Genomic DNA, 25,703 nt, shown 5'->3' on the forward strand with positions numbered 1-25,703 from the left:
CGCTGACGCGCTATATCGTTTTGGAAAATAGGTAATCCGGATTAGATCATTATTTTTTGATTCGACTAGCGAGCCAAGCGCGAACTGTACTTTGTTGGATCATACATGTTCTTCCTCTCTTGATTGAATTATTCCTAAACTCAAGGATTTTTGCTCGGCATCATTAACAATACGGTCTTGTAGCTCTTTCGTCAACCAATCTGTTTCTTGCTCCGGTAAAGTCGGCAAACCGTAACTTGGATTATTTGTGGATGAAAATAGATCTGCCATCAACCGTTCTTCGAATAATGGTGTCATTTCAAATCCCCCTCGGTTTCGAATCCTGTCCTACACTTCTAGTGTAAGGGAGAGATGTAAACAAACGAGAGGCAAATTGTTAAAAACAGGTGAACTTTGTAAGCGTTTTCACATTGTCGTCAAATCTTCTTCGATTATTCGACAATCAGCTGCGTATTGTTGACCCCGTTTGACGTACTTTCGGATGGTTCGCTCCATGATGAACCGATCATGGTCATTGATTTCACGGACGACCTTAGCCGGTACACCCATGACCATCGAATTGGGTGGAACCACCATCTTTGGAGGGACGACACTGCCTGCCGCGATGAAGGAGCCACTGCCAATCTCCGCTTCGTCAAGAATCGTTGCCGACATACCGATCAAAGCTCCTTGGCGGATGATGCCCCCATGGATCATCGCCATATGTCCGATCGTCACGTCATCTTCAATGATGGTCGGGTATCCTTCATACTGGTGAATCATCGATCCATCCTGAATGTTGACGCGTTCCCCGATTGTAATCGGTCCTTCATCCCCGCGGATGACGGTATTGAACCAAACGGTCGAATCCTGACCGATCTGGACTTCACCGATGACTTTAGCTCCGTCTGCGATATAGACACTGGGATCGACGTTTGGGACGAGTTGACCTACACGATATTTCATGCTGAATTCCTCACCTTCTCATTTAAATGTACGTTTTCATCTTGACCTGCCGAAAAATAAATTGCAACTGCTTACAATCTAATTGTAAGATGGTAAAAATACCGTTCACCACAGGAGGAAACAGGATGGATCAGACAGTTCGAGCACGCCTCATCACGATTGCTGCGAAAAAAGAGAAAGCAGCGGTCGTTTATCAAAATATTCAAGTCATCGATGTCATGACACGCGAAACCTATCAGGCAGATGTCGCGGTCGATTCAGGTTACATCGTGGCCGTCGGAGAAGGATACGAAGGGGTCGAGACGATTGATGGAACAGGAAAGTTCATCGCCCCAAGCTTCATCGATGGACATGTTCATATCGAGTCTTCGATGGTGACGCCAAGTGAATACGAACAGGCGATTTTGCCACTTGGTGTGACGACCATCATTGCCGATCCACATGAAATTGCAAACGTAAAAGGAGCAGAAGGTCTTCAGTTCATGTTAGACGACGCAGAAGGGTTGTCGCTTGACGTCCGGATGATGTTACCGAGTTGTGTGCCAGCGACTTCATTTGAGCACGCTGGTGCGTCGTTAGACGCCAAGGCGTTAGAACCGTTCGTGAACCACCAAGGGGTACACGGTCTAGGCGAAGTCATGGATTATCCGGCCGTCGAACGGGCCGATGCGGATATGTTGAAAAAAATCGAACAGATCGAAGCAGCTGGAAAGCTCGTGGATGGTCATGCAGCGGGACTTGGCGTCCGTGAACTGAATATTTATGGAGTAGCGGGTATTCGAACGGATCATGAATCAGTTAGTAAAGAAGAAGCGATTGCCCGAGCGCGGCGTGGGTTGTATGTCGAAGTACGGGAAGGATCTGCGGCACGGAATCTTCGAGAAGTGTTAGATGCCGTCACCGAAAGTAATGCCAGCCGTTTTCTGTTTTGTACGGATGATAAACATTTGGATGATACGTTACGTGAAGGGACGATCGACTATAATATCCGTTATGCCATCCGTCATGGGATCAAACGGGAAACAGCCTATGCGATGGCATCGCTCCATGCGGCTAATGCCTACCAGTTACACGACCGGGGAGCAATCGTCCCGGGTCGTCGTGCCGACTACGTGATTTTGAGTGATGCGAATCAAGTGGTGATCGACGAAGTCTTCGTAAAAGGAGAGTCTGTCGCCCGTAACGGAAAAACAACCGTTTCGTCTGAAAAGACACCTGTTCCAGCAACACTTCGTGGTGAATTGAAAACAAAGCCGATCACGGATCGTCTATTTGAACTTTCCCTAGAGGAACCGAAGGCACATGTCATCGGAATCATTCCGAAAAGTATTGTCACGGAACATTTGATTTTGGATGTACCGCTTCAGGATGGAAAATTCCTAGCTGTTCCGGAACAGGATTTGTTGAAGATTGCAGTGATCGAGCGTCATCATGCGACAGATTTTTCAGCGGTCGGCATCGTCAAAGGATTCAAGATGAAGCGAGGAGCGATTGCTGCGACGGTTGCTCATGATTCCCATAACTTGGTCATTGTCGGAACATCCGATGCAGAGATGAAGCTTGCGGCAGAACGGTTGGTCAAAGCCGGTGGAGGCGTCATCGCAGTGAACGGAACGGAAGTTTTGGCAGAGTTACCACTTGAGATTGCAGGTTTGATGACCAGTCGGCCCTTCCAAGAGGTAGGGGATACACTCGAAGCACTCAATGATGCACTTGATGTACTTGAAGCGGATCGTTCGTTTAATCCGTATTTAACGATGTCCTTCCTCTGTTTGCCAGTCATCCCGAATTTAAAGTTAACGGATAGTGGCTTGTTTGACGTTAAAACGTTCCAACATATTTCCGTTCAAGCTTGATCTATAGGTAAAGTCCAGTACAAATCATCGACTGGACTTTACCTTTTCTTAATAGTTTTCCGGTTGAATCATTATTTGATCCTTGTTATAGTAGGTCTTATCATCTTACTGAAATTAGCTGTTCAGCTGAAACTTTTTATCGTTTTGTTCGTAAAAAGTAATATAGTTTTTAGAATAAGAAAGGATTGATTCAATGGATAAGTCATATTTTGAAGGGCATGAAAAGTTGATTGCTGATGTATATCGTTCTTTCATCGATCAATTTCACGAATTACCAATGAACCGTCGAACGAAACGTCAGTTGCGTAATCTTGCGTTTTCAGTAATACGACAAGCGGGTCCGACCTATCAGGAACGTACCGTCTTGTATGCATTTTTTGCAGAATTTTTCCGCGCTGTCGAAGAAGGACAGCGAGAAGAAATCGAGTTTTATAAACAAATCGCACAGTAAAGACCCCGATCGGCTCCGGCAGAAGGGGTCTTTGTTGTATAGAAAAACCGGTAATCAAGTTCAACTTGATTACCGGCAGGAATCCTCTTATTTCACTTCCATCCACTTGAAGCTCATATCTGCTCCGAACGGGTGACGGTATAATTTATCGATGTTTGCACGTTGCAAGTAGGCTTCACCTTTTTGATAGATTGGAGCAATCGCATAATCGTCCGCTAAAAGCATTTTCTCTGCTTCTTGGAGTGTCGACCAACGTTTCGCTTCATCCGGCTCTGCCTTCGCTTCTTTGATCATTTTGTCGAACTCTTTGTTCGAATACTCCATCCGGTTAAAGCTTCCGTCCGTCAACCACATATCGAGGAACGTCATTGGATCCTGGTAGTCAGGTCCCCAGCCGGCAGCTGAGATATCGTAATCGCCTTTCGCTTCAAGATCGAGGAAGTTTTTGAACGGTTGTTGTTTGATGTTGATCGTCAGACCCGGAAGATTCTTCTCAAGGTCACCTTTTAAGAATTCAGAAACCTTTTTGAAGGCATCTTCATCACGTGAAAGCATATCGACTTCAATCGTTTTGACACCAAGTTCTTTGAGACCGGCATCCCATGCTTTTTTCGCTTCTGTTGCATCGAAGCTTTGAAGATCCGGATATTTTGTACGGAAGTCTTCTCCATCCGGTGTGAACGTAAAGTCTTTTGCGACGATGAAGTTAGCTGGTTTTGAACCATCATTTAAGATGACATCTGTAATTCCTTGTTTTTCAAAACCAAGTGCAAGTGCTTTCCGGATATTTTCGTTTTTAAGAGATTTATTTTTTTGGTTGAAACGCAGGAAGTTGATCCGGGCGTCCGGGCGAGTTTTATAGTCTTCCGACTGTTCGTATTGTGAGACGAACTCGGATGTGATAGGTGCAAAATCAACGTCTTTGGATTCAAACAAGTTAACACCCGTCGAAATTTCCTTGACGACCTTCACATCGATTTTTTCCATTTTAACATTCGCTTTATCCCAGTAATCCGGGTTCTTTTTGTATGTCCATCCGGCGTTCGATTGCCACTTATCAAGGATGAAGGGTCCGTTGAAGATCATCGACTCGACATTGGTCGCGAACTTATCACCTTTTTCTTCAACAAACGATTGCTTGAGCGGCAAGTAAGTAGGGAAACTTGTCAAACCGAGGAAGTAAGGGGCTGGAGCTTCCAGTTGTACTTCAAGTGTTTGATCATCAACCTTCTTGACACCAAGTGAATCAAGTTCAGCTTCACCCGCTAAGATTTTGTTGGCATTTTTTAAATCTTGAAGAATATAGGCATACTCGGCTCCCGTTTTCGGGTCGAGTGCACGTTTCCAAGAATAGATGAAATCGTCAGCCGTGACAGCCGAACCATCAGACCATTTTGCATCTTTCCGGAGTTTGAATGTATAGGTTTTTTTATCGTCAGACACTTCGACACTTTCCGCGATACCAGGAGTCGGTTTATTTTCTCCATCAAGACGGTACAACCCTTCAAAGACGTTGTTCGTGACGATGATGGACGTCGAGTCTGTTGTTTTTGTTGGATCGAGTTGTGGAACATCCGTTGTTGAGATGAGCGTCACTTCTTGCTTCTTTTCTTTTGATGAGGATGATTTTCCATCTGATTCGTTGCTTTGGCCACAAGCTGCTACTGCCAGCAGCGCCATGCTAGATAATCCAGCAAAGGCAATTTTTGTTTGTTTTTTCATGTGAACGATGACCCCCTGATTAAATTAAAATGATTTCAGAAAAGTGTGAACATAATGTAAATTTAAGTGAAAACGAATGAAAATGCAACATAAATTTTCTGACAATTCTCACTGATCAAGGTCTATATGCTCAATTCCCAGTGTTTTCAAGTAGTCATAAAGTATGAAAATCGTCAGTTTATGTGGCGAATACATCCGTAATGTCAACTGTTGCGGATGACCGCGTAACCGAATGTTAGTGATTCGGATCCCTTTTTGTTCCAAGGCTTTTTTAACAGTCTGGGCATCGGTTTCTTTAGATAAAGTGAGATGAGCGACGATCACATTCGCTTCGAAGCGACTATTGTTAAATCGTTTCATGATCCAGGTGATGCCTTCTAACGAGAAAAATAAGAAGAGGACTAGAAACGTCGCTTCCATGATAAAACCGGCGCCGACTGCGATGCCAATCCCACTAGCAGCCCATATAATCGCGGCTGTCGTCAAACCACTGACGATATCATGCGGACGTCTTAAAATCACGCCAGCACCAATGAAACCAATCCCGGCGACGACTTGAGCGACGAGCCGCATCGGATCCATTTGAACATTCGGGGCAATCGTGCTGTAGAGAATGACCGATTTGATGGAAACGATGGTTAACAGACAACTGATCAGGGTAATTACGAGGCTAGTACGTATACCAACGGGCTTATTTTTGATTTCACGTTCAAAGCCGATGATGATTCCAAATATCGCGGCAATCATCAATTTCAGAAAGTCTTCCAGTTGGAACGAATGGATCCAATTCATGATAACCAAATCCTTTCTTTACAATGGTTCTGATTTTGTTATAATGAGTTTTGTGTCTTTCGAATGAATATACGTTTGATATGAATAGATATACAAGAATTAAAGGACGTGTGTAGAGAATGAATCAACAAAAAATTGGCTTTTTCGCATTAGCCGCAATGGTCATCGGTTCAATGGTCGGCGGGGGAGCATTTAATCTTCCTGGAGCGATGGCTCAAAAAGCGAGCGCAGGACCGATTCTGATCGGTTGGGGAATCACGGGTCTCGGTATGATCATGTTAGCACTCGTTTTTCAACACCTTGCGAACAGTAAACCGGAACTTGAAGGTGGCATCTACGCCTATGCACGCGAAGGGTTCGGACGGTTTATCGGCTTCAACAGTGCCTGGGGATATTGGGTCTCCGCTTGGATCGGGACAGTCGCCAACATCACGTTGGTGTTTAACGCACTCAGTTACTTTTTCCCGATTTTTTCATCAGAAAATCGTGTATTTTTACTGGCAATGAGTGTTGTCGTCGTCTGGGGATTGTTCTTTATCGTCTCCAGTGGAATCAAGGAAGCGACACTCGTCAATTTAATTACGACGATCGCCAAATTGGTTCCAATCTTGATTTTTATTTTATTGGTGGCAATCGCCTTTAACGTCAAGACGTTTAACCTCGACTTTTGGGGAGAAGGAACGGAATTAGGAAGTATCTTTACGCAAGTCAAAGGAACGATGCTCGTCACCTTATGGGCCTTTGTTGGAATTGAAGGAGCCGTCGTCTTATCAACCCGTGCGAAAAAACGGAGTGATGTCGGAAAGGCGACAGTCATGGGACTTGTCGGTGTACTCGTCATCTATATCCTGATTTCTGTTTTGTCACTAGGTGTCTTGAGTCAAGCAGAACTGGCCGGATTACAAGAACCGACGATGGCATATGTGCTCGAAGCAGCGATCGGTCCGTTTGGAGCAACACTCATCATGATCGGTCTGATCATTTCTTTGTCAGGTGCTTTACTCGGATGGACGATCCTTGCCTCTGAGATTTCCTATCTCGTCGCAAAAGATGGTGCCTTCCCGAAATTCTTTGCGAAGACGAACCGGAAAGGGGCTCCAGTCGGGGCGTTGTTGATTACGCAAATCGCGACACAACTGGTTGCAGGAATCGCCTTATTCTCTGCGCAAACCTACTTGGTGTTATCAAGTATCGCAGGTATCTGTGCCTTGTTGCCTTATTTACTGTCAGCCATCTACAGTGTCCGTTTCTCAAAAGCAGAACGTAATCAAAAAATGTTGATTTTCTCAACGATTGCGGCACTCTATTCACTTTGGCTTGTTTATGCTTCAGGTATTTGGTATATCGTCATCGCAGCGCTTGTCTATGCGCCAGGCATCATTGCTTACCTGATGGCAGAACGTGAACAAAAACGTGGAGGCATGTCGCGTTATGAAATGATCGCGAGTGGTATCCTTGTCCTTTTAGCGGCAGTTGCCGTATACGGAATGGTCGTTGGACAGATTCAATTGTAAGAAAAACCTGTAGAGACTAACTGAAGTCTAAAGAGAATGCTCCCATCCAACTAGGATGAGAGCATTTTTTTATGCCGAAAACCCGCAAGATTGGCTCAAATTTCAGGAGTCGACGGACCAAACCGCTCTTCAATCTCTGTGACAGACAACGGTTCTGAGAAAATGAAGCCTTGCATTTGCTGACACGCAGTTGCTTCTAGGTAGCGTAGTGCACTTGCCGTCTCGACGCCTTCCGCCACAAGATTCAAGTTCAGATTCCGACCAAGTTGGATGATGGAATCCAGTAAACCGTTTTCCCCTGAATCGATTCCATCAATGAAGACTTTATCGATTTTTAGTTCATCAATCGGAAAGGCACGTAAATATTGGAGAGAAGAATACCCTGTTCCGAAATCATCGATCGAAAGTCGGAAACCAAGCGACTTGATCAACTGCATCCGTTCAACCGTCCGTTGTGTCTGAAGGATGGCGATATTTTCAGTCATCTCCAGAGTGACGAAACGTGGATTGATTTTTTTTTGACCAACGATATGCTGTAACGTCCGAACGAATGAGTCACTTTGGAACTGATGCGGAGAGATATTGATCGCCATCGTCAAATCATCTGAAATACGTTCTTGCCATTTTGCCAGCTGCTCACACGCTTCAAGGACGACCCAGTTATTGATCGGGGTGATCAAAGCAGCTTCTTCAGCTAGAGGAATGAACTCGTCAGGGGGAATGCTGCCGAGAGCGGTATGGTTCCATCGTAGCAAAGCTTCGAATCCGTCGACCTGTTTCGTTTTTAAATTGATGATCGGTTGATAGGCTAAATGGAGAGAGTGATCCTCAAGTGCTGTAAACAATGAGCGTTCCAGTTGCAGTTTCCGTGTGAACTGTTCGTCCATTTCATGGGTCAAGTATTGAATCGTACCTGTCCCGATAGCTTTTCCGGCATATAAGGCCATTTCCGAACGGCGATACAGATCATCTAACGATTTGGCCTCGGACGGGTAGGTGGTGATTCCAAAGGTACACGAAATAATCAAGGAATGACCATTGATATAGTAGGGACGTTGAAGAGCTTGTTGTAATTTTCGCGCATACTGGAACAAACCATTCCGATCCGTGACCACCACCAGTAAACCAAACAAATCGCTTGTCGGGTGAAAGGTCAACTTTTGTTCAGCATGTTGTGAAAGGCGTTTCGCTAACGCCTGAAGCAGCTGATCTCCTACATGGGTCCCAAAAGAATCATTGATGACTTTGAACCGGTCGATATCAAATAAGATGAGCGAGATTGGAGTTTGATCTGTCGCTTCTGAAAATAAAGTATTGCCTTCACGGAGAAATCCACGTTTATTCAACAGATGGGTCATCTCATGATGATGGACAAGAAAATCGAGTTCCTGCTCTAGCTGTTCGGTTTCGGTGATATCAGTACCGATGAAGATATGCTGGAAACGGACGCCGTTCACATCATAGATTGGAATTAGAGTGGCTTGAAGGACTTTTTCTTGATCACCGTTCGTCAGGATGGGCAGCTTTCCGGACCACGCTTTTTTCTGCTTGATTTGTGAGCGGATCGTCGAAAGGACCTCTTCGGACGAATTCAACAACATCGTCCACGGTTGGTCGAGTAACGTCTGCGGACAAAAACCGGTGAGGTCTGTCATGTTGGTATTGGCATATTGAATCGTGCCGCGTGCATCAAGGACGAGGACGCAAGCGATTTGGTCAAAGGCATACCGTAAATCCATCAGTCCTTGAAACAGCGGTTTACTATTTGTCTGCTGATCCGATGAAGGGAGCTGGCAGAAAAACGCCCCAATCACCTCATTTTGTTCATCGAAGAGTGGTGAGACAAGTAACGTTGCCGTCAGCTGTTCGCCAGATTTATGCAGAAATGTCGTGTTCGGCAGTTGCATCGATTGACGTCGTTCTAAAAACGACTGCCAGATTTGTCGACTAAAGGCGGCATCCTCTTGATCGAGGAGGGGAACAAGCCGGCCCGTGATTTCTTGGGCAGACCACCCCCAATAGGATTCAGCAGCTTCGTTCCAAGAATGAACGGTTAAATCCACACGTAAGATGAATGCAGGTAAAGGGAACCCTTGCATGACAGTTTCATAGGAATTGATGATCGGACGATCCATTACGGGCGCACACTCCTTTTAGTTAACAGAGATGACGGTTCACTTGTCTTGTCTATTCCCAATATATTCAATTCTCATGCAAAGAAGTCCTGTATTTCGATTGAAGATTATCGCGTAGAATCTGTTATAATCATCTTGAAAGCGTTTTCTAAGTAAAAAGGGGGACTATTCATGAATCAAACAGAGAAAATCATCACACAGACAGAAAAATTCGGGGCTCACAACTATCATCCACTGCCAATCGTTATTTCAGAAGCAGAAGGTGTCTTCGTCAAAGACCCAGAAGGTCGACAGTATATGGACATGCTCAGCGCCTATTCGGCGGTAAACCAAGGACATCGTCATCCAAAAATCATTGATGCCTTAAAACGCCAAGCCGATAAAATTACGTTGACGTCACGTGCTTTTCACAATGATCAGCTCGGTTTCTTCTATGAGAAGGTCGCACAACTGACAGGAAAAGATATGGTCTTGCCGATGAATACAGGGGCAGAAGCGGTCGAAACAGCCGTTAAAGCGTCGCGTCGTTGGGCATATGAAGTGAAACAAATTCCGGGAGATGCAGAAATCATCGTCTGTGAAGGCAACTTTCACGGACGAACGATGACGGCTGTCTCGATGTCAACGGAAGCAGAGTATCGACGTGGTTTCGGACCGCTCTTGCCGGGAATCAAAACGATTCCATATGGCGATTTAGAAGCATTAAAAGGAGCAATCACGGAAAATACAGCAGCGTTCATCATCGAGCCGATCCAAGGCGAAGCAGGGATCTTGATTCCGTACGAAGGATTCCTGAAAGACGCACAAGACGTGTGTAAGGAACATAATGTCTTGCTTGTCTCGGATGAAATCCAATCAGGTCTTGGACGTTCAGGAAAATGGTTTGCGTCAGACTGGGATAACGTAGTACCGGATATGTATATCTTAGGTAAAGCGCTTGGTGGTGGCGTCTTCCCTATTTCATGTGTCGCGGCGAATCGTGACATCTTAAATGTCTTCAACCCGGGATCGCACGGTTCGACGTTTGGTGGAAATCCATTAGCCTGTGCCGTCTCTGTCGCTTCACTCGAAGTATTAGAAGAAGAAAAACTACCAGAACGTTCACTTGAGCTCGGCACGTACTTCATGAATCGTCTCAAAGAGATCGATAATCCGTTGATTAAAGATGTTCGTGGTCGTGGGTTGTTTATTGGCGTTGAACTGACGGAAGCAGCCCGTCCGTATTGTGAAGCTTTAAAAGAAAAAGGATTACTCTGTAAAGAAACACACGAAACGGTTATCCGCTTTGCACCACCACTCGTCATTACGAAAGAAGAATTGGACTGGGCATTTGAACGGATCGAACAAGTACTCGGTGTATCAGTCGCACAGTAACGGAGAACTCCCTGTCGGAAACGATGGGGAGTTTTTTAGGTTTGAATCTGTTTCAGTTGGGAACATACTATTATGCGGTAAAAAAATAAGGGGGAATGAACATGTCAAACGATAGTGGGTTAAACAAAAAAGCAGATGGTATGGTTGATAAAGTTGCTGGAAAAGCGAAAGAAGCGCTTGGAAAAGCAACGGGGGATAAGTCAACAGAACGTGAAGGCAAAAAAGATCAGCTGAAAGGCGACGCGAAAAAGACAGTTGGGAATGTTCAACAAAACCTTGATGATATGAATCGTCGTTAATGTAGATCCAATAAGGTCCCTTTTCATGAACTGCCCCATAAAAGTTGGACATAAAAATCCAACTTTTATGGGGTGTTTTTTATGGTCAAATATACGAAGGCGTTTAAGATCAAGGTTGCTGAACATTACCTGACGGGACGAGACGGATACCAGATTATGGCGGAGGAATTCGGGATAGCACGTGAACGAATCCGTGAGTGGTCGCGTCTCTATGAGCGATGGGGAGAGACGATCTTCGATCCTTCCTATACAACACACTCGCCGGCATTTAAACTGGAGGTATTAAACGACATGGCGACCAATGAGCTGTCCTACATAGAGGCGGCCATAAAATACAGAATCTCCTCCCCAGGGATGATCTCGAACTGGCGAGCGACGTATGAACGGAAAGGGACCGCAGGTCTGGTCGCCAGACCGAAAGGACGTGCCCCGATGGCGAGACGCAAGAAGAAGGATTTTGAAGAAATGACAGAAGTCGAGAAGCTCAAGGAGCGGGTCGAGTATCTCGAGATGGAGAACGCTGCGTTAAAAAAATTGAGAGCCTTGGTTCAAGAAGAGAATGCGCGACGAACCGGATCAAGGCGCAAGTAATCGACGAGTTGCGGGCGGTCTATCCCGTCCTAGGACTCCTCCGCGTGCTCGGTATGGCCCGGAGCGTCTACTACTATTGGCGGACGCGCCTGACGGGCGAAGACAAGTATGCGGAGGTGAAGGCTGCCATCCATACCCTCTTCCACGAACACGAGGGTCGATGTGGCTATCGTCGCATCCACGCACTTCTCGAACGCCAAGGCTTCCGGCACGATCCGAAGACCGTGCGCCGTCTCATGGACGAGCTCGGGCTCAAGTGTCTCGTTCGCATGAAGCGATATCGCTCTTACAAGGGACGGATCGGAGAAATCGCACCGAATCTTCTCCAACGTGACTTCAAGGCCTCCGGCCTGAACCAGAAATGGGTGACTGACGTCACTGAGTTTCACCTCTTCGGGGAGAAGCTCTACCTCTCGCCGATGATGGACTTGGGAAACCGTGAGATCATTGCCTATACGATGTCGGACCGCCCTACATACCGATTCGTCGGCGAAATGTTGGACCAGGCAATCGGGAAGCTCGACGGGAAGGAACGGCCAATCCTCCATTCCGATCAAGGTTGGCATTATCAGTACCGAGCGTTCATACGAGCACGGCATCACGCAAAGTATGTCCCGTAAGGGCAACTGTCTCGACAACGCAGCCATCGAAAGCTTCTTCGCCGTGCTCAAGTCAGAGCTCCTGTATCTCAAGGAGTTCGATGACATGGACCACTTCAAATGTGAGCTCAAGCGTTATATCGAGTACTATAACCATCGTCGTATCAAGAGACGCCTAAAAAACCTGAGCCCGGTGGAATACCGGACTCAGGTCCTCAAGGTCGCCTGACAAATTATTTATTGTCTAACTTTTTTGGTTCAGTTCATTCAGAGGGATCTTTTTTTGTTAAAAAATTTGTATAAAGGTCTAGTCATTTAGATGTGTATGTGGAATAATAATAATAAGTGTTAAAGCGTTTTCATCGTCATGTCATTATTAGTTTTTTATCCAGAAAGGGTGAAGTGTATGTTGCAGTTTCTTCAACGAATCGGTAAAGCATTGATGTTACCGATTGCCGTTTTACCAGCCGCAGGAATTGTCCTTCGACTCGGATCAGCAGATATGTTAGATGTTCCACTGATGGTTGCTGCCGGTGGGGCGATTTTTGATAACTTGCCGCTGATTTTTGCGATTGGTGTAGCGATTGGTTTATCGATTGATGCAAGTGGAGCCGCTGGTTTAGCGGGAGCGGTCGGGTATTTGGTTCTAAAGACGGGCGTCGACTCGATGAATAAAGATTATTCGGATGCTCAGATTCAGGCGAAGTATGATGCGATTGCCGCCATCGTCAATGATTCCTCGACCAAGGTCGATGGGGCGACCTTGAGTTCCATCGCCAGTCAGGCGACTTTAGGTTCGATGGTCAACATGGCAGTGTTTGGCGGAATCATCGCCGGTATCGTCGCCGGACTGTTATACAACCGTTTTTATAATATTAAATTGCCGGATTGGTTAGCCTTCTTTGGGGGACGTCGTTTTGTTCCGATCGTTACTTCAGCAGCGATGCTAGTTCTAGCATTTGTATTTGGTTACTTATGGCCGTTCATCGAAGACGGGATCAACAATGCAGGAGAGTGGATGGTCAGCCTTGGAGCCGGAGGAGCCGCCCTGTTTGGTTTCTTCAACCGACTCTTGATTCCTGTAGGTCTTCACCATGTCTTAAATAATATTTTTTGGTTCGTCTTTGGTTCCTACGAAAAAGCAGACGGAACGATTGCGAACGGAGATATCGCCCGGTTCTTCGCCGGTGATCCGACGGCCGGTATTTATCAAGCTGGATTCTTCCCAATCATGATGTTTGCCTTGCCGGCCGCTGCTGCCGCAATGGTCATGGCAGCACGGAAGGAAAATCGTAAAGCGGTCGCGGGAGCGATGATTGGTTTAGGATTAACCTCGTTCTTGACCGGAATCACGGAACCGATTGAGTTTTCGTTTATGTTCTTGTCACCTGTCTTGTACGTGATTCATGCTGTTCTGACCGGTGTGTCAATGGCCGTCGTCAACTTACTTGGTATTCTGCACGGCTTCTCCTTCTCAGCAGGATTCATCGATTATGTCTTGAATTTTGGGATTGCGACCAAACCCTTACTGTTACTTCTCGTTGGTCTGGCGTTCGCGGTCATCTATTACTTCCTATTCTACTTCATGATCACGAAGTTTGATCTGAAAACACCGGGTCGTGAAGATGAATCACTCGTAACGGACACGGGACTTGTCGCAGGAGTGTCTGATGACAAGTATGAGCAACAGGCAGCCCGGATTTTTGCAGGATTACAAGGAACGGAGAACGTGACGGCGATTGATAACTGTGCGACACGCCTCCGTCTTCAAGTAAAGGATGCAAGCATCATTGATGAAGCAGCGATTAAAGCTGCAGGAGCAAAAGGTGTCATGAAGATGGGCGCAACAAATGTCCAAATCATCATCGGTACCGATGTCGAATTCGTAGCAGATGCCATGAAACGGCAAAAATAAAAAAACGGCCTTTCCTGATTTTTTCAGGAAAGGTCGTTTTGACGTTGAACAGAAACAGTAGGTTGTTTAAGACTACTCACATAAATCGGGTAGAAGATCCCGATTAAGATGATGATGATCCCGATCCACTGGGAAGCGGATAGGTGTTCACCCAAGATGAGGACCGAACAGATGACAGCTGTCGGGAGTTCTGCAGCTCCTAACAACGAGACACTAGCAGAACTGAGATGTGGTGCTCCTGCAGCAAACAGAAGCGGTGGCAAAATCAAGGCAAACAATCCAAGCGGCAGCGCGTACCAAATCAACCCTTGTTCAAAATTCGAGACAGTCAGGAAGGTTGTTGGGGGATACATAATCATCACGAACAGGAGTCCACCGGTCATCATATAAAAACTTTTTTTGATGACCGGGACATGATTGGCGACTCGACCACTCGCTAATAAGAAAATCGAGAAACTGATGGCCGCACCCAGTCCAAACAAAGTGCCGCGAAGATCAAGTGGACTTGAGTAAGCAGCACTGGCTAAGACTGCTCCACCAATCAATAAGACGGCCGATAAAAAGTGTGGACGTGATGGAAGACGTTTTGTCAAAAGCGAATCAATCACGACACCAATCCACGTGAATTGGAACAGCAGAATGATGGCAACAGAAGCTGAAACCGTTTGGAGACTTTGGTAATACAAGTAGCCGGTCGTCCCGCTTGAAATTCCGATCGTGATTAAGGTAAGCGCCGTTGTCGGGGCTAACCGTAAATTTTTTGTCAGTAACGCTAAGATAAAAATCATCAACCAACCGAAAAAGAATTGGCTGCCAGAAACGGCAGCCGAGTCGAAACCAGCACCATATGCTAGTTTGACGATGGTGGATAAGACACCATAGCTGATGGCACCAATTAAGACGAAAAGTGTTGCTTTAGAACGATTCATATAGGTTCCTCCATGTTTTAGAACGCACAAAAAAGGTTGCAACGGGGCCTTGTCCAGGTTTTTTGGACAGGGTTTGGTTGCAACCTGTGTGAGTTATTTAATGTTGAGTCCAACCTTTTCATAAAAGGCAGGCTTTAATTCGTTGTACCGGACCGTCAGTTGATTAAACGTCTTTAAAGCATCTGTCGCTTGACGAGAAGTTTGGTTTAAATCCGCTGTTGCTTCGTCAATCTTAACGAAATTCGGTTTTTCGGTCAAGTAGGAGAGCACTTTCTTTTCAGAGGTGATCACCGCTTCGTAACGTTTTAAAAAGGTGTTAAAGGCTTTTTTTCTCTGATCAAAAATGTCCAGTAACGCCGTACCATCTTTTTTTGCATCAGCCGGTAAGGTCGCTATTTCATCCGTCAATTCCTGTCGATCGAACTCTTCGAACGCACGGCTCCGGATTTTTTGTTCTTGTTTTAATAGATCAACCCGCTTTTGGTTCAAATCCGTCAGTTCATCACGTTCATTTTGAGCACGTTTGATGTCGTCGGCTCCAGCCTCTAGCACCGCCTGATACGTGTTGACAGAAACTTCATCTTGCCGTGTTCGTTGCTCTGCGATGGTTTCCGCTTTTTGTTCGAGTTGCGCCTGCTTCTCTAACTGGTCGTAAATCGAGGAAGCCGGATCAGTCGAACACGCACTGAGTAGAAGGATGCTGAGACCGGTCAAACTACTAGCTAAAAACATCCGTTTTTTCATTGTTTATAGGGTGGCGGAGACCCGTGACTTCAGTCATGGGAGGAGCCGACCCTCACCTCCTTCTGGTTGGATGTCGACGAGCCATGTCGTCGCTCTCTCAAGTAGTATCAGTTTCTTATGCGAAGCGGATTTATGAACGCGGACTCCTTGTAACGTCCTAAGGTCGAAATAGCCGGTCTTACGTCTTCCGAACACGAAACACGTCTGTCCCTCGTACTGCACCTTGTCGAACAGTTGATAGCCGTGGACAAGGCGCTCCGCTTTGTTCGCCTTTCTTTTACCAGCCTTTCCGATGGTCATCTGATGCAGTTGACGGTTGTTCGCGCGTACCTGTCGGAAAAGATACGACACCTTCGGTGCTTCTGCTAGTCGATTCCCGCTGATGCAACGTGCGTCGACAGCATGACGCTTCTCCAGTCCATTTTCGATGTGTGTGTTCTTCGTCAATGTTGGGAAGGCGTTTTACATCTGCAACACCGTCCCGACCCAACAGGACTTTTAATCACAGACGACAGGGCAATCGGCTAGAACAGGTACCGAGAGGTGTCATGACCCAACCAACGGAGTTCGTAAGAACCGAGACTAGTCCATTTCAGGCTTTCACAAGCCTGTCACTTTAGTGATGGGTAATTGACTATCGTAGCTCCTTACAGATTTGGGTATTTCGAAAAATTATAGGGAATATGGAAGTCTTCATCATAAATCGAGAATTGATAACCTTTTTTCTTGAGACCTGCAATGATTGCCGGTAATGCGCGCAACGTTTGCGGTTGTTCGTGTAACAGGATGATTTCGACGGGATCCTCCGCCCGATCAATGACTGTTTTAGCAACTTCCTTGGCACTGTCCTTGTAGTACCAATCCATCGAATCGATTGACCAGTCCCACACCCGAAGATTTGCTCGTTCGATTTCTTTCGCAATCGATTTGGTAATGCTGGGAGACGAACCGTACGGCGGACGTGTCAGAAGTGGGGCATGACCCGTCAGTTGCTTGATTTGTTTTTGAACACGCAGCATTTCGGGAACATATTGCTTCTTTTCATATAACGTATCGTAGTCGTGCGTTTCACTGTGTAATCCGATGTAGTGACCGTCATTTGACATCGTACGCACCACATTCGCTTGCTGATTGATGTTAGGACCCATCAAAAAGAACGTTGCTTTGGCGTTTTGTTCCTTTAATGACTGTAAAATATCTGACGTCAATGCTGTCGGACCATCTTCAAAAGTCAGGTAAGCCACTTTTTTAGTAATGCCGTTCCATTTTTCGACACGTGCTTTGTCGAGATTTGCAACCGGGACTTCACTTAGTGACTGTACGGACTTTACGGCAGTTTGCTGTTGGTTCGAACTGAGGTATTGATAAATGACATAACCGCCGATCGGAAGCAACAGAAGGGCTAGAAAAATAAAAAGCTTAGCGACATACTTTCGTTTTGGTTTTCGGTGTCTTGGACCAAGTCCAATCGGGTTACCTGAGTTGTATGAGTCCATCGATGTCTGAGCTCCTTTACGGAAAATCGTATGCTTTAACTGTAACATTTTGTCTATTTCATTTGTAACAAAAACATTACAAAAAGATGACTGAGTGGTCTATTTTTTAAAAAAATACATTTAATATAGAAGAAAATCATTTTTTTTAGACAAAAAAAGAAGTCAATCCGCTAACGGAGACTTCTTTTTGCATGTCACTCAGTGATCAGTGTTCTGTAACAGCACACTCGTCACACTCTGTTTTATACGATTCGCACTGTTCATCCATTTCTTTTCCGCAATGTGAGCAGGTTTTGACCGGAAGCTGGCGATAAAATTCGGGCGACGTTTCTTGGTAAAGGGGTTGTTCCATCATGTTTTCCTCCTCGTGTTAGTAAATGTGTCCGCAAATAACACTTAATTTATTTTATTGTACTAGTACAGTTTGATTTAGTCAACCTTTGTTTTATAACAGATGAATTTTAGATAAGTCTTGTCGTATGACAGTCGACACACAGGATGATACGATAACAAAGTAAACAGATAAACTTAGAGGGGGATCATCATGAATCAGACATTACCTGAAACATTAGCACTTTTAACAGAACGTCGTTCGGTTCGTCATTACGACGAGACCTTTAAACTATCCGAACAGGAAGTACAGGAACTTATCGAATTAACGACAGCTGCACCAAGTGCCTGGAACTTACAGCATTGGCATTTCTTGGCGTTCCATTCAGAAGAAGCAAAACAACAACTGGCTCCGATTGCTTATAATCAACCTGCCGTCAGTTCCTCTTCAGTCGTCATTGCAGTTCTCGGGGATCTGCAGGCAAACCGGAACTACAATCCCGTATACGGACCGGCAGTCGAGGCGGGCGGAATGACAGAAGACTTGTTTGATTCCATTAAAGGACAAGTAGAGGGAGCTTATCAAAGCGAAGTCTATGCCCGTGATGCAGCGATGTCGAATGCGAGCCTGGCTGCGATGCAACTGATGTTGGTTGCGGAAGCGAAGGGGTTATCGACGCTCGCAATGGGTGGGTTCAACCATCAAACCTTTACAGAAACGTTCATTACAGATGAGCGGTATGTGCCTGTCATGTTGATTGCAGTTGGAAAGGCAGTCGAAAATGCGAAAAAACGTCCGACACTCCGATTACCGGTTGATCAGGTAACAACGATCTTATAACAGGAGACGGGACTGAAAAAAGCCTGTATTTCTTGATGCGTGGTGTGCTTCAGTCCCATTTCTAGTTCTTTTTCATATTTTTTTAGAAAAGTACTTGTCAGATTGTTAGTTTCTTGCTATATTAATACATGTCCTAGCAAGTACATCACGTACTGCATCATGATTCTGTAGCTCAGCTGGGAGAGCGCTACCTTGACAGGGTAGAGGTCGCTGGTTCGAGCCCAGTCAGAATCATACCAAAAGCCCGTTCATCCTATGATGAGCGGGCTTTTTTAGTTATCTGCCTGCAGGTCGTCCTCTGTGACCCATTTATGGTGTTTGACGGTTTTTCCGCCTGTTGTTGGCTTGAAATCGACCCTGTATACTGTCGTTTGTTCAGTACGATCAATCGTTGCGTCAGCACCGTCCATCCCTTGCATGTGATCGGAAGAGAGGATGACTTTAGCGTTATCCTTAAACTTCGGGTCCTTTGCTTGTTTGAGCCCGTTCGGAATTTTCCATCACTCGAATGCATCATTCCATCATGCGAAGCATTCATATCGTCATGCATGTCATGGGAACTAGACTTTGAATCCGTTCCGCAAGCACCCAGACCTAAAACGGTAGTGAGTGCAACGGTTGTGACAAGTAGTTGTTTTTTTCATCTGCTTTCCCCCCTAAACTGATTTGATTACGTTAGTATTATACCCATGCTTTGTGCAGAGAGCGTGACGATTTAGATTCAGCGTGTCTGATGTACAAGTTCGATTAAAAAATCTTTAAACTTATATCCTAGAAAGACAAGGAGGGGTGACATGAAACACATTTCTCATTACATCGGCTTACTCGTTTTAACGGCGATACTTCTCATCGGAAGTGTTCTGTTTAGTACGTTATATTTGAATCTCGTGAATCAACGCACGGATGAAGTGATATTGGGCTTGCTGAACCGTGGAAACACGCATCGTGACGTCTTGGAAGAATCATTTAACAAAGAAACAATCGAACACGTCAGCCTGATGGAATCTGCTTCTGAATTTATCGTCGTCATTACCGACGAAAAAGGAACCATCTTGAACGCTTCGAATCGTTTAACAGAAGAAATGAGAAAAGAATTGACGCATACTGAAATGAAGAATCAACGTAAAGACATGGTCCTCCAAACACCAACGGAACAAGGGGATTTTTTGATGACGGATAGTCCGATTGAAATCTCGGGTGTTCATCAGGGACATGTGTTTATGTTTGCACCGGAAGCTTTGATTCAACAAGTCGTCAAACCATTAAGACAACAGTTTATTCAAGTTGGTGTCATCGCAGTCTTCTTATCACTGGTCACCGTAGCCATATGTACACGACTGATTTCAAGACCACTCATTAAAATGGAACGGGCGACTGCAAAATTGAGAGACGGACATCTCGAAGTGGATTTGCCGATCAATCGTTCCGATGAACTCGGTGCATTGGCAAGATCGATCACACAGTTAGCAAACGATCTGGATTATGTAAATCGAGAACGAACAGAATTTTTGGCCCATATTTCGCATGAACTGCGAACACCACTGACGTACGTAAAAGGATATGCCGATATATTAAGTCGTCCGAATTTACCGGAATCCGAAAAGACCATGTACCTGTCGATTATCAAAGAAGAAAGTGACCATCTGAGCCAATTGATTGAACAGTTGATGTTCCTGGCTCGGTCAGATGAAAACGAATTTGTAGTAAAACGGTTGCCTCTTGCTCTTGATCAGGTCATCTTATCGATTGCTGAAAAAACAAGACCTGCCATCGAAGAAAAAGGACTTCAGTTTGTTGTTTCCGGTCATCCTGTGCTGGTGACTGGAGACGAAATTCGACTCGGGCAAGTCATTTTGAATCTGTTGGACAATGCACGGAAGTACACAGAAACTGGTGAAATTAAAGTACGGTACGGAACAAATGATATCGGACCTTATTTTACGATCAGGGACACAGGAATCGGGATTGCTGAAGAGGCATTACCGCATGTGAAAAAACGATTGTATCGGAGTGAGCCATCACGTTCAAGAAGTCACGGAGGATCTGGTCTCGGATTAACGATTGCGACGGCGATCGTTCAAGCGCATGATGCGTTACTCGATATAAAAAGTGAACCGAATGCTGGGACGATTGTGACGGTGCAATGGAAGGGATGAAGAGATGGGACGTATATTAATCGTCGACGATGAACAGCGGATGCTGCAGTTGATGAAGTTGTATCTAACACCTCACGGGCATACGTGTCACCTGGTCGATTCTGCGGAAAAAGCACTTGAACTTGTCCGAACAGTACCAATCGACTTGGCATTACTCGATGTCATGATGCCTGAAATGGACGGATGGATATTGTGTCAAAAAATACGGCAGTCAGCTGATTTTCCGATCATCATGTTGACGGCACGAAATCAAAAGGACGATATTTTACGGGGGCATGAAGTAGGGGCGGATGACTATGTCGCAAAACCGATTCATGAAGGAGAATTACTGGCACGGATCGAATTATTGATTGGTCGAGTCAAAAATGAAAGTGAAACATTTCAAGGACTGTACTACGATCCTGCTTCGTATCAATGTACCTTTGATCAGAAAAAAAATTGCTGACGAAAACGGAATTTCAGCTTTTAGGGAAACTGTTAGCTTCGAAAAACAGGATCTTATCAAGAGAACAACTCGTCATGTCGCTTTGGGGAGAGAAACAATTGATTGAGCCGCGGACGATCGATTCCCACATTCGGCATCTTCGTGAAAAATTGCGCCGCTTCGGTTTTCCGATTGACTGTTATTTAGAGACGGTTCGCGGAGTCGGATACCGGTTGATCGAGCGGACGACAGAGGTTTGAGAAGGAGTCCCGTATGACAACAATTTATCTAGTCCGCCACGCCCATTCGACGTATTCGGCAGAGGAAGAAACACGCCCGTTATCTGAACGGGGAATGGTTGATGCGAAACAGTTGCTTTCGCTATTTCGGGAAATCAAAATAGACGACATCTATGCGAGTCCATACCAACGGGCGATTGAGACCGTTCAACCATTAGCGGAACAACGTGAGTTGACGGTTCATGAAGCAGCTGATTTCCGAGAACGCGTCTTGGCGCCAGGAAGACTTGACGATTTTCGACATGCCGTCCAGTTCGTCTGGGAACACCCAACCGAAAACCCATACGGCGGTGAATCCAATGAAGAGGCGAAACAACGTATCGTTCAAGGAATTCGGCAAATCTTGACGAAACATGAAAATGAAACTGTCGTGATCGGCACACACGGGAACATCATGGTGTTGTTGATGCAGTTTTTTGATCCGGCATACGATTATGACTTCTGGAAAACGTTAAAGATGCCAGCGGTTTATCGTATGGTGTTCAAAAACGGAGAATGTCATCAGATTAAAGAAATCGCGCAGCGTTCCTACTAAAAAACAGGAGACCACCCCTTCCGTGAAGGGACAGTCTCCTGTTTTTGATTATGCTTTTACTGGATTTTCGTGTTTTTGGATTAAATCAGCTGTCAGTTGTCCGGACAATGTGACCATCGGGACACCGCCGCCTGGGTGCGTTGAACCGCCGACAAAGTAAAGACCTTCGTAAAGATCACTCTTCGATGGAATCTTGAAGCCACCGTTCTTTTTGCGGTCAGCCGCTACTCCATAAATCGATCCACCGTTTGGACCATAAAGTGCTTTCAAATCTTCTGGTGTGAAACGATACTCAAATTCGATCGATTCACGTAAATCGGTTAACCCCATTCGTTCCAATTTATCCAGTACGACTTCACGATACGCGTCCCAGTCGGTTTGCCCATCTTGTTTCGTCAGTGGCGGCACGTGAGTCAAGACAAATAGATTATCCTTTCCTTCAGGTGCTTGAGAAGGATCCGATTTGGATGAGACACCCACATAAATCGTTGGATCCTCTGGTGGGACACCGTCTTTGAACATCTGAGCAAATTCACGTTCGGGATCATCAGAGAAGAAGAAGTTATGATGTTTCAAGTCCTTGTATTCTCGATTGACCCCAAGTAACAAAACAAGTCCCGAGACAGATGGAACAAACGACTGATTTAGTTTTTTAGCGTGTTTTGGTCCTTTTTTGTCTGCAACGAGGTTTTGGTACGTCGGAATGACTTCAAGGTTCGAGACGACGACGTCCGCGGGATAAAAGACACCCTCTGTCGTTTCTACACCAATCGCACGTTTACCTTCCGTGACGACTCGGGCAACGGGTGTATTGACATGGACCGTCACACGAAGTTCATCAAGAACCGTCTTCATGGCGCGGGCGATATTGTACATACCACCTTTTACGTAATAAATACCGAGACCCATCTGAACATAAATCATTTGGTTGAAGACGGCAGGGGCTTCATATGGATTGGATCCGACATACATGACCATATAATTGAACAGCTGTTCGAGGTATTTATTATTCAGGTGTTTTTTAGTTCCGCTGGCTACCGTATTGAGTGGATCCATCTTAAGTAATTCAGACATCGTATGATATTTTTTTAAGTCTTTTAAGTCTTCGAGACTGTACTTATAGAAGCTATCTAAACAAAGGTCGTACATTTTTTTCGAATAACTGAACAATTCGACGAAGTCTGCTTGAGCGGAGACTTTCTTGAATTCTTCCAACATCCCTGGAAGGTCACCTTTTACGTCAAGTTGTGTCCCATCTTCGAAAAACGTCCGCCATTGTGGTTCAATGCGTTCGATTTCTAGATAGTCATCGAGACGGCGGTGAACGCTCGTGAAGAGTTGTTCGAGTACCCAAGGCATCGTCAGGATGGAAGGACCCGTATCAAATGTAAATCCATGACCACTACGTTGGTTCAATTTGCCGCCGACATTCCCGTTTTGTTCAAGCATCGTGACCTCATAACCATCTCCTGCGAGACGAATTGCTGCTGACATACCTGCTAACCCTGCTCCAATGACAACTGCTTGTTTCTTCAAAAAAATCACATCTCCTTATGTCTTAGTAGATAAACGGAATCAATCGTTTTCTAGCACTGGCCCACTCCGTATAAACCGAACCAAATCCTGCTGTTAAAAGTTGTTCCTCGATTCGAATTCGATGAAGTAAGGCGAAAAACATGATGATTCCGGCGAATACCGTTAAAATTAGATTTCCGAAATAGAGAGGGAAACCGACTGTGATGAACAATAGACCTGTGTAGAGTGGATGGCGCAAGACACGATAGGGACCCGTACTGACAAGTTGATCTCCAGGATTGACGGCGACATGGCGTGTAAACTGATGTTTTAGATGATAAATGCCCCAGTAACGTAAGAGGACGCCGCCGCTTAATAAGAAAAGACCAAGTTGCTTTTGGAAGAGAAGTGCTTCTGAACTGCTAAAGAGAACGGATAACAGAATGGTAACGATCAAAGTAGCTAAAATGAGATAAAAACTTCGTCGTTCTTCGAGTGGAGATGGTTCCTTCTCACGGTTTCGAAACAAAAATAATTCGAGTAACCAAAGAAGAGACACGGCGATGAAGGCATCATCCAAAATGGTCATGTAGATTCGCCCCTGACTGAATACAATCATTATTTAAAGAAAACGCATACAGACAATATTTACCCGAACAAAACAAGATTCAATCATCTAGAACAGATTCATTTGATGAAAATAGGGAATTAAATCATTTTTGTTACACGATGGACAAAAAATGGTTGTGTCTTAAAATGAATGCTATTCTAAAATCAAAGATTAATTACCCTGTTTTGGAAAAAAGGAGTTATGAGACGTATGAAAAACATCAAAAAACCGTTATTGGCTATATTGGCAGTCGCTACGCTGACCGTCAATTTTTCAGTAGCGGCAGAAGCTTCGACCTACCGTCAAGCAAAAACACCACTTAACCTTCGAACCGGTGCATCGACAGAAAAAGCGATCACCACTGTAATTCCGACAGGTGTCTATATTAACGAATTAAGCAGACTCGGAACTTGGTCAAAAGTCCGTTATGGGACAAAGACAGGGTATGCGAGTACAAAATATTTGTTAACCGATCAACAAATCGGAGGAAAGCGGATTGGAAAGACATTGATTGTTAATCCGAATCATCCACTCCGTTCGTCATACGCACCTGGTGAAAGTACCGTCGCACGGGCTGCGTTTGAAAAAATGAGGCTCGCTGCCAAAAAAGAAAAGATAACGATTGTTGCGTTCAGTACATATCGTTCCTATGCGTACCAAAAAGCACTGTTTGAAAAATATGTTGCACGGGATGGTTTTGAAAAGGCGAGCACGTACAGTGCGCAACCAGGTGAAAGTGAACATCAGACGGGTCTCGGGTTTGATATCGGAGGAGCAGATGCTTCGAAATATGCCAAGTTTAGCTTTTCGAGTACAAAAGAAGCAAAATGGTTGGCAGTCAATGCGCATCGTTATGGTTTCCATCTCCGGTACCCGCTCGGCAAAGAAGCTTGGACCGGTTACACGTACGAAAGCTGGCATTTCCGTTACGTCGGTGCGACGCTTGCGACACGGTTAAAAGCAAGTGGCTTGACGATGGAAGAATACTATCAATTGGCGCCGGGAAAACCGATGCTCCCTTAGGAGGTTTCATTTCCGTCATCAAATGGTAAACAATTGGTGTGTCATTCATCGTGCAGCGGTTGCGGTCTGTCTTCTTGAAAGAGGTGGAAGCTGTGGCTAAAAAAGACGAAAAGCATCATATCATTACCTTTACATTTGATGAAGAAGCGACATCGTACCAAGTGTTCAGCGAACTCAAGAAGTATCATGCGAATGGTCAAGTTGATTTTGAACAAATCGCCGTCATTAAACGAAGTGAGAACGGGGCCTTTTCGTTTGAAGATGCGATTGACTTAAGTGGTTCCAATAAAGCGTTTAAAGGTTCCTTGATCGGTATGGCCGTCGGGATTCTCGGAGGGCCATTCGGCATCTTGTTAGGGTCGATGACAGGGATGCTGATTGGTGGCTCAAAAGAGTTAAAAGAGAATCAAGCCATCCAGGAAACGTTTAAGCGGACGCTTGGTGTCATTCCACCGGGAAAAACGGGAATCATTGCGATCGGGGAAGAGTTTGAACCTTCTGTTCTCGACGGTCTTGTCGCCAAACATAATGGAACCATCGATCGGACAGATGAATTACTTGAAAAATAATCCAGACAAAAATCCTTCTCTCGTTCGACATGAGAGAAG

At 45.2% G+C, this 25,703-nt stretch carries 27 protein-coding genes, 1 tRNA gene and 1 pseudogene; 16 read left to right on the forward strand and 13 right to left on the reverse strand.

From position 1 onward, the window contains the following. Positions 1–99 precede the first annotated feature (99 nt). On the reverse strand, positions 100–297 hold the full coding sequence (locus P404_RS0111615) for a hypothetical protein (protein WP_014969506.1): 198 nt from the start codon (positions 295–297) through the stop codon (positions 100–102). 108 nt (positions 298–405) lie between these two features. Then, positions 406–945, reverse strand: a complete 540-nt coding sequence (locus P404_RS0111620) for a gamma carbonic anhydrase family protein (RefSeq protein ID WP_014969507.1) — start codon at positions 943–945, stop codon at positions 406–408. A gap of 125 nt (positions 946–1,070) precedes the next feature. Between P404_RS0111620 and ade the strand changes: the two genes are divergently transcribed. Together ade and P404_RS0111630 are read left to right on the forward strand one after the other, a co-directional pair. Then, a complete protein-coding gene (gene ade / locus P404_RS0111625; RefSeq protein ID WP_026830867.1) occupies positions 1,071–2,801 on the forward strand; it encodes an adenine deaminase in 1,731 nt (576 codons plus the stop codon). Between the two features lie 193 nt (positions 2,802–2,994). Further along, on the forward strand, positions 2,995–3,252 hold the full coding sequence (locus tag P404_RS0111630) for a hypothetical protein (RefSeq protein ID WP_014969509.1): 258 nt from the start codon (positions 2,995–2,997) through the stop codon (positions 3,250–3,252). A gap of 87 nt (positions 3,253–3,339) precedes the next feature. Here P404_RS0111630 and P404_RS0111635 read toward each other — a convergent pair whose 3' ends face one another. Together P404_RS0111635 and P404_RS0111640 are read right to left on the reverse strand one after the other, a co-directional pair. Continuing rightward, positions 3,340–4,974, reverse strand: coding sequence for a peptide ABC transporter substrate-binding protein (locus P404_RS0111635; RefSeq protein ID WP_026830868.1), 1,635 nt, complete (start codon positions 4,972–4,974; stop codon positions 3,340–3,342). Between the two features lie 108 nt (positions 4,975–5,082). Further along, on the reverse strand, positions 5,083–5,766 hold the full coding sequence (locus tag P404_RS0111640; RefSeq protein ID WP_014969511.1) for an MgtC/SapB family protein: 684 nt from the start codon (positions 5,764–5,766) through the stop codon (positions 5,083–5,085). Positions 5,767–5,885: 119 nt separating this feature from the next. Between P404_RS0111640 and P404_RS0111645 the strand changes: the two genes are divergently transcribed. Next, the gene (locus P404_RS0111645) at positions 5,886–7,280 is read left to right on the forward strand and encodes a basic amino acid/polyamine antiporter (protein WP_014969512.1); all 1,395 of its coding nucleotides are present in this window, start codon (positions 5,886–5,888) and stop codon (positions 7,278–7,280) included. A gap of 95 nt (positions 7,281–7,375) precedes the next feature. Here the strand turns inward: P404_RS0111645 and P404_RS0111650 are convergent, their stop codons facing one another. Beyond that, positions 7,376–9,415: a sensor domain-containing protein gene (locus P404_RS0111650; RefSeq protein WP_026830869.1), complete on the reverse strand. Its 2,040-nt coding sequence runs from the start codon at positions 9,413–9,415 to the stop codon at positions 7,376–7,378. A 171-nt stretch (positions 9,416–9,586) separates the two neighbouring features. Here P404_RS0111650 and P404_RS0111655 point away from each other — a divergent pair, with 171 nt between their 5' ends. The 5 genes and pseudogenes from P404_RS0111655 (at position 9,587) to nagE (ending at position 14,193) form a co-directional block, all read left to right on the forward strand. Further along, positions 9,587–10,789 (forward strand): ornithine--oxo-acid transaminase, encoded by a 1,203-nt coding sequence (locus P404_RS0111655; RefSeq protein WP_026830870.1) that lies wholly within the window; start codon positions 9,587–9,589, stop codon positions 10,787–10,789. 101 nt (positions 10,790–10,890) lie between these two features. Continuing rightward, positions 10,891–11,088 (forward strand): CsbD family protein, encoded by a 198-nt coding sequence (locus P404_RS0111660; RefSeq protein ID WP_014969515.1) that lies wholly within the window; start codon positions 10,891–10,893, stop codon positions 11,086–11,088. A gap of 81 nt (positions 11,089–11,169) precedes the next feature. Further along, entirely contained in the window at positions 11,170–11,679 is a 510-nt protein-coding gene (locus P404_RS19115; protein WP_051590468.1) for a helix-turn-helix domain-containing protein, read from the forward strand. Then, positions 11,664–12,507 (forward strand): annotated as a pseudogene (locus P404_RS19120) (IS3 family transposase). The gene P404_RS19115 and the pseudogene P404_RS19120 overlap by 16 nt, the downstream one beginning before the upstream one ends. A 177-nt stretch (positions 12,508–12,684) precedes the next feature. Next, on the forward strand, positions 12,685–14,193 hold the full coding sequence (gene nagE / locus P404_RS0111675) for an N-acetylglucosamine-specific PTS transporter subunit IIBC (RefSeq protein WP_014969516.1): 1,509 nt from the start codon (positions 12,685–12,687) through the stop codon (positions 14,191–14,193). Between the two features lie 23 nt (positions 14,194–14,216). Here the strand turns inward: nagE and P404_RS0111680 are convergent, their stop codons facing one another. The 5 genes from P404_RS0111680 to yhfH form a co-directional block, all read right to left on the reverse strand. Then, on the reverse strand, positions 14,217–15,122 hold the full coding sequence (locus tag P404_RS0111680; protein WP_014969517.1) for an EamA family transporter: 906 nt from the start codon (positions 15,120–15,122) through the stop codon (positions 14,217–14,219). Positions 15,123–15,215: 93 nt separating this feature from the next. Then, positions 15,216–15,866: a YkyA family protein gene (locus P404_RS0111685; protein WP_236624392.1), complete on the reverse strand. Its 651-nt coding sequence runs from the start codon at positions 15,864–15,866 to the stop codon at positions 15,216–15,218. 33 nt (positions 15,867–15,899) lie between these two features. Beyond that, complete coding sequence (locus tag P404_RS0111690) at positions 15,900–16,313, reverse strand: hypothetical protein (protein WP_236624393.1); 414 nt, start codon at positions 16,311–16,313, stop codon at positions 15,900–15,902. Between the two features lie 200 nt (positions 16,314–16,513). After that, positions 16,514–17,362: a polysaccharide deacetylase family protein gene (locus P404_RS0111695; protein ID WP_236624394.1), complete on the reverse strand. Its 849-nt coding sequence runs from the start codon at positions 17,360–17,362 to the stop codon at positions 16,514–16,516. A 205-nt stretch (positions 17,363–17,567) separates the two neighbouring features. Further along, positions 17,568–17,714, reverse strand: a complete 147-nt coding sequence (gene yhfH / locus P404_RS18265; protein WP_251135546.1) for a protein YhfH — start codon at positions 17,712–17,714, stop codon at positions 17,568–17,570. A gap of 192 nt (positions 17,715–17,906) precedes the next feature. On the opposite strand from yhfH, the gene P404_RS0111705 reads away from it, so the two are divergent. Both P404_RS0111705 and P404_RS0111710 read left to right on the forward strand, forming a co-directional pair. Beyond that, positions 17,907–18,533: a nitroreductase family protein gene (locus P404_RS0111705; protein ID WP_026830874.1), complete on the forward strand. Its 627-nt coding sequence runs from the start codon at positions 17,907–17,909 to the stop codon at positions 18,531–18,533. Positions 18,534–18,694: 161 nt separating this feature from the next. Continuing rightward, a tRNA-Val gene (locus P404_RS0111710) sits at positions 18,695–18,767 on the forward strand. Positions 18,768–18,805: 38 nt separating this feature from the next. Here P404_RS0111710 and P404_RS18270 read toward each other — a convergent pair. After that, a complete protein-coding gene (locus P404_RS18270; RefSeq protein ID WP_081809597.1) occupies positions 18,806–18,952 on the reverse strand; it encodes a DUF1541 domain-containing protein in 147 nt (48 codons plus the stop codon). Between the two features lie 375 nt (positions 18,953–19,327). On the opposite strand from P404_RS18270, the gene P404_RS0111720 reads away from it, so the two are divergent. Genes P404_RS0111720 through P404_RS17655 form a run of 4 tightly spaced genes read left to right on the forward strand, consistent with a single transcriptional unit; the run spans position 19,328 to position 21,947 of the window. Continuing rightward, positions 19,328–20,689: a sensor histidine kinase gene (locus tag P404_RS0111720; RefSeq protein ID WP_026830875.1), complete on the forward strand. Its 1,362-nt coding sequence runs from the start codon at positions 19,328–19,330 to the stop codon at positions 20,687–20,689. A 4-nt stretch (positions 20,690–20,693) separates the two neighbouring features. Beyond that, positions 20,694–21,134: a response regulator transcription factor gene (locus P404_RS19065; protein WP_312846199.1), complete on the forward strand. Its 441-nt coding sequence runs from the start codon at positions 20,694–20,696 to the stop codon at positions 21,132–21,134. Continuing rightward, a complete protein-coding gene (locus P404_RS19070; RefSeq protein WP_312846198.1) occupies positions 21,128–21,373 on the forward strand; it encodes a winged helix-turn-helix domain-containing protein in 246 nt (81 codons plus the stop codon). Before P404_RS19065 ends, P404_RS19070 begins: the two co-directional genes overlap by 7 nt. 13 nt (positions 21,374–21,386) lie before the next feature. Next, a complete protein-coding gene (locus P404_RS17655; protein WP_034774487.1) occupies positions 21,387–21,947 on the forward strand; it encodes a histidine phosphatase family protein in 561 nt (186 codons plus the stop codon). Between the two features lie 48 nt (positions 21,948–21,995). Here P404_RS17655 and P404_RS0111735 read toward each other — a convergent pair whose 3' ends face one another. Continuing rightward, entirely contained in the window at positions 21,996–23,483 is a 1,488-nt protein-coding gene (locus P404_RS0111735) for a phytoene desaturase family protein (protein ID WP_026830876.1), read from the reverse strand. Positions 23,484–23,505: 22 nt separating this feature from the next. Further along, a complete protein-coding gene (locus tag P404_RS0111740) occupies positions 23,506–24,051 on the reverse strand; it encodes a methyltransferase family protein (RefSeq protein ID WP_014969523.1) in 546 nt (181 codons plus the stop codon). Positions 24,052–24,282: 231 nt separating this feature from the next. Here P404_RS0111740 and P404_RS17660 point away from each other — a divergent pair, with 231 nt between their 5' ends. Both P404_RS17660 and P404_RS0111750 read left to right on the forward strand, forming a co-directional pair. Further along, positions 24,283–25,095: a D-alanyl-D-alanine carboxypeptidase family protein gene (locus tag P404_RS17660; protein ID WP_034774489.1), complete on the forward strand. Its 813-nt coding sequence runs from the start codon at positions 24,283–24,285 to the stop codon at positions 25,093–25,095. Positions 25,096–25,187: 92 nt separating this feature from the next. Next, complete coding sequence (locus P404_RS0111750) at positions 25,188–25,664, forward strand: hypothetical protein (RefSeq protein WP_026830877.1); 477 nt, start codon at positions 25,188–25,190, stop codon at positions 25,662–25,664. The last annotated feature ends 39 nt before the right edge of the window (positions 25,665–25,703 follow it).

Origin of the sequence: Exiguobacterium antarcticum DSM 14480 (assembly GCF_000685865.1) — a bacterium.
In the GTDB taxonomy this organism is placed as follows: domain Bacteria; phylum Bacillota; class Bacilli; order Exiguobacteriales; family Exiguobacteriaceae; genus Exiguobacterium_A; species Exiguobacterium_A antarcticum.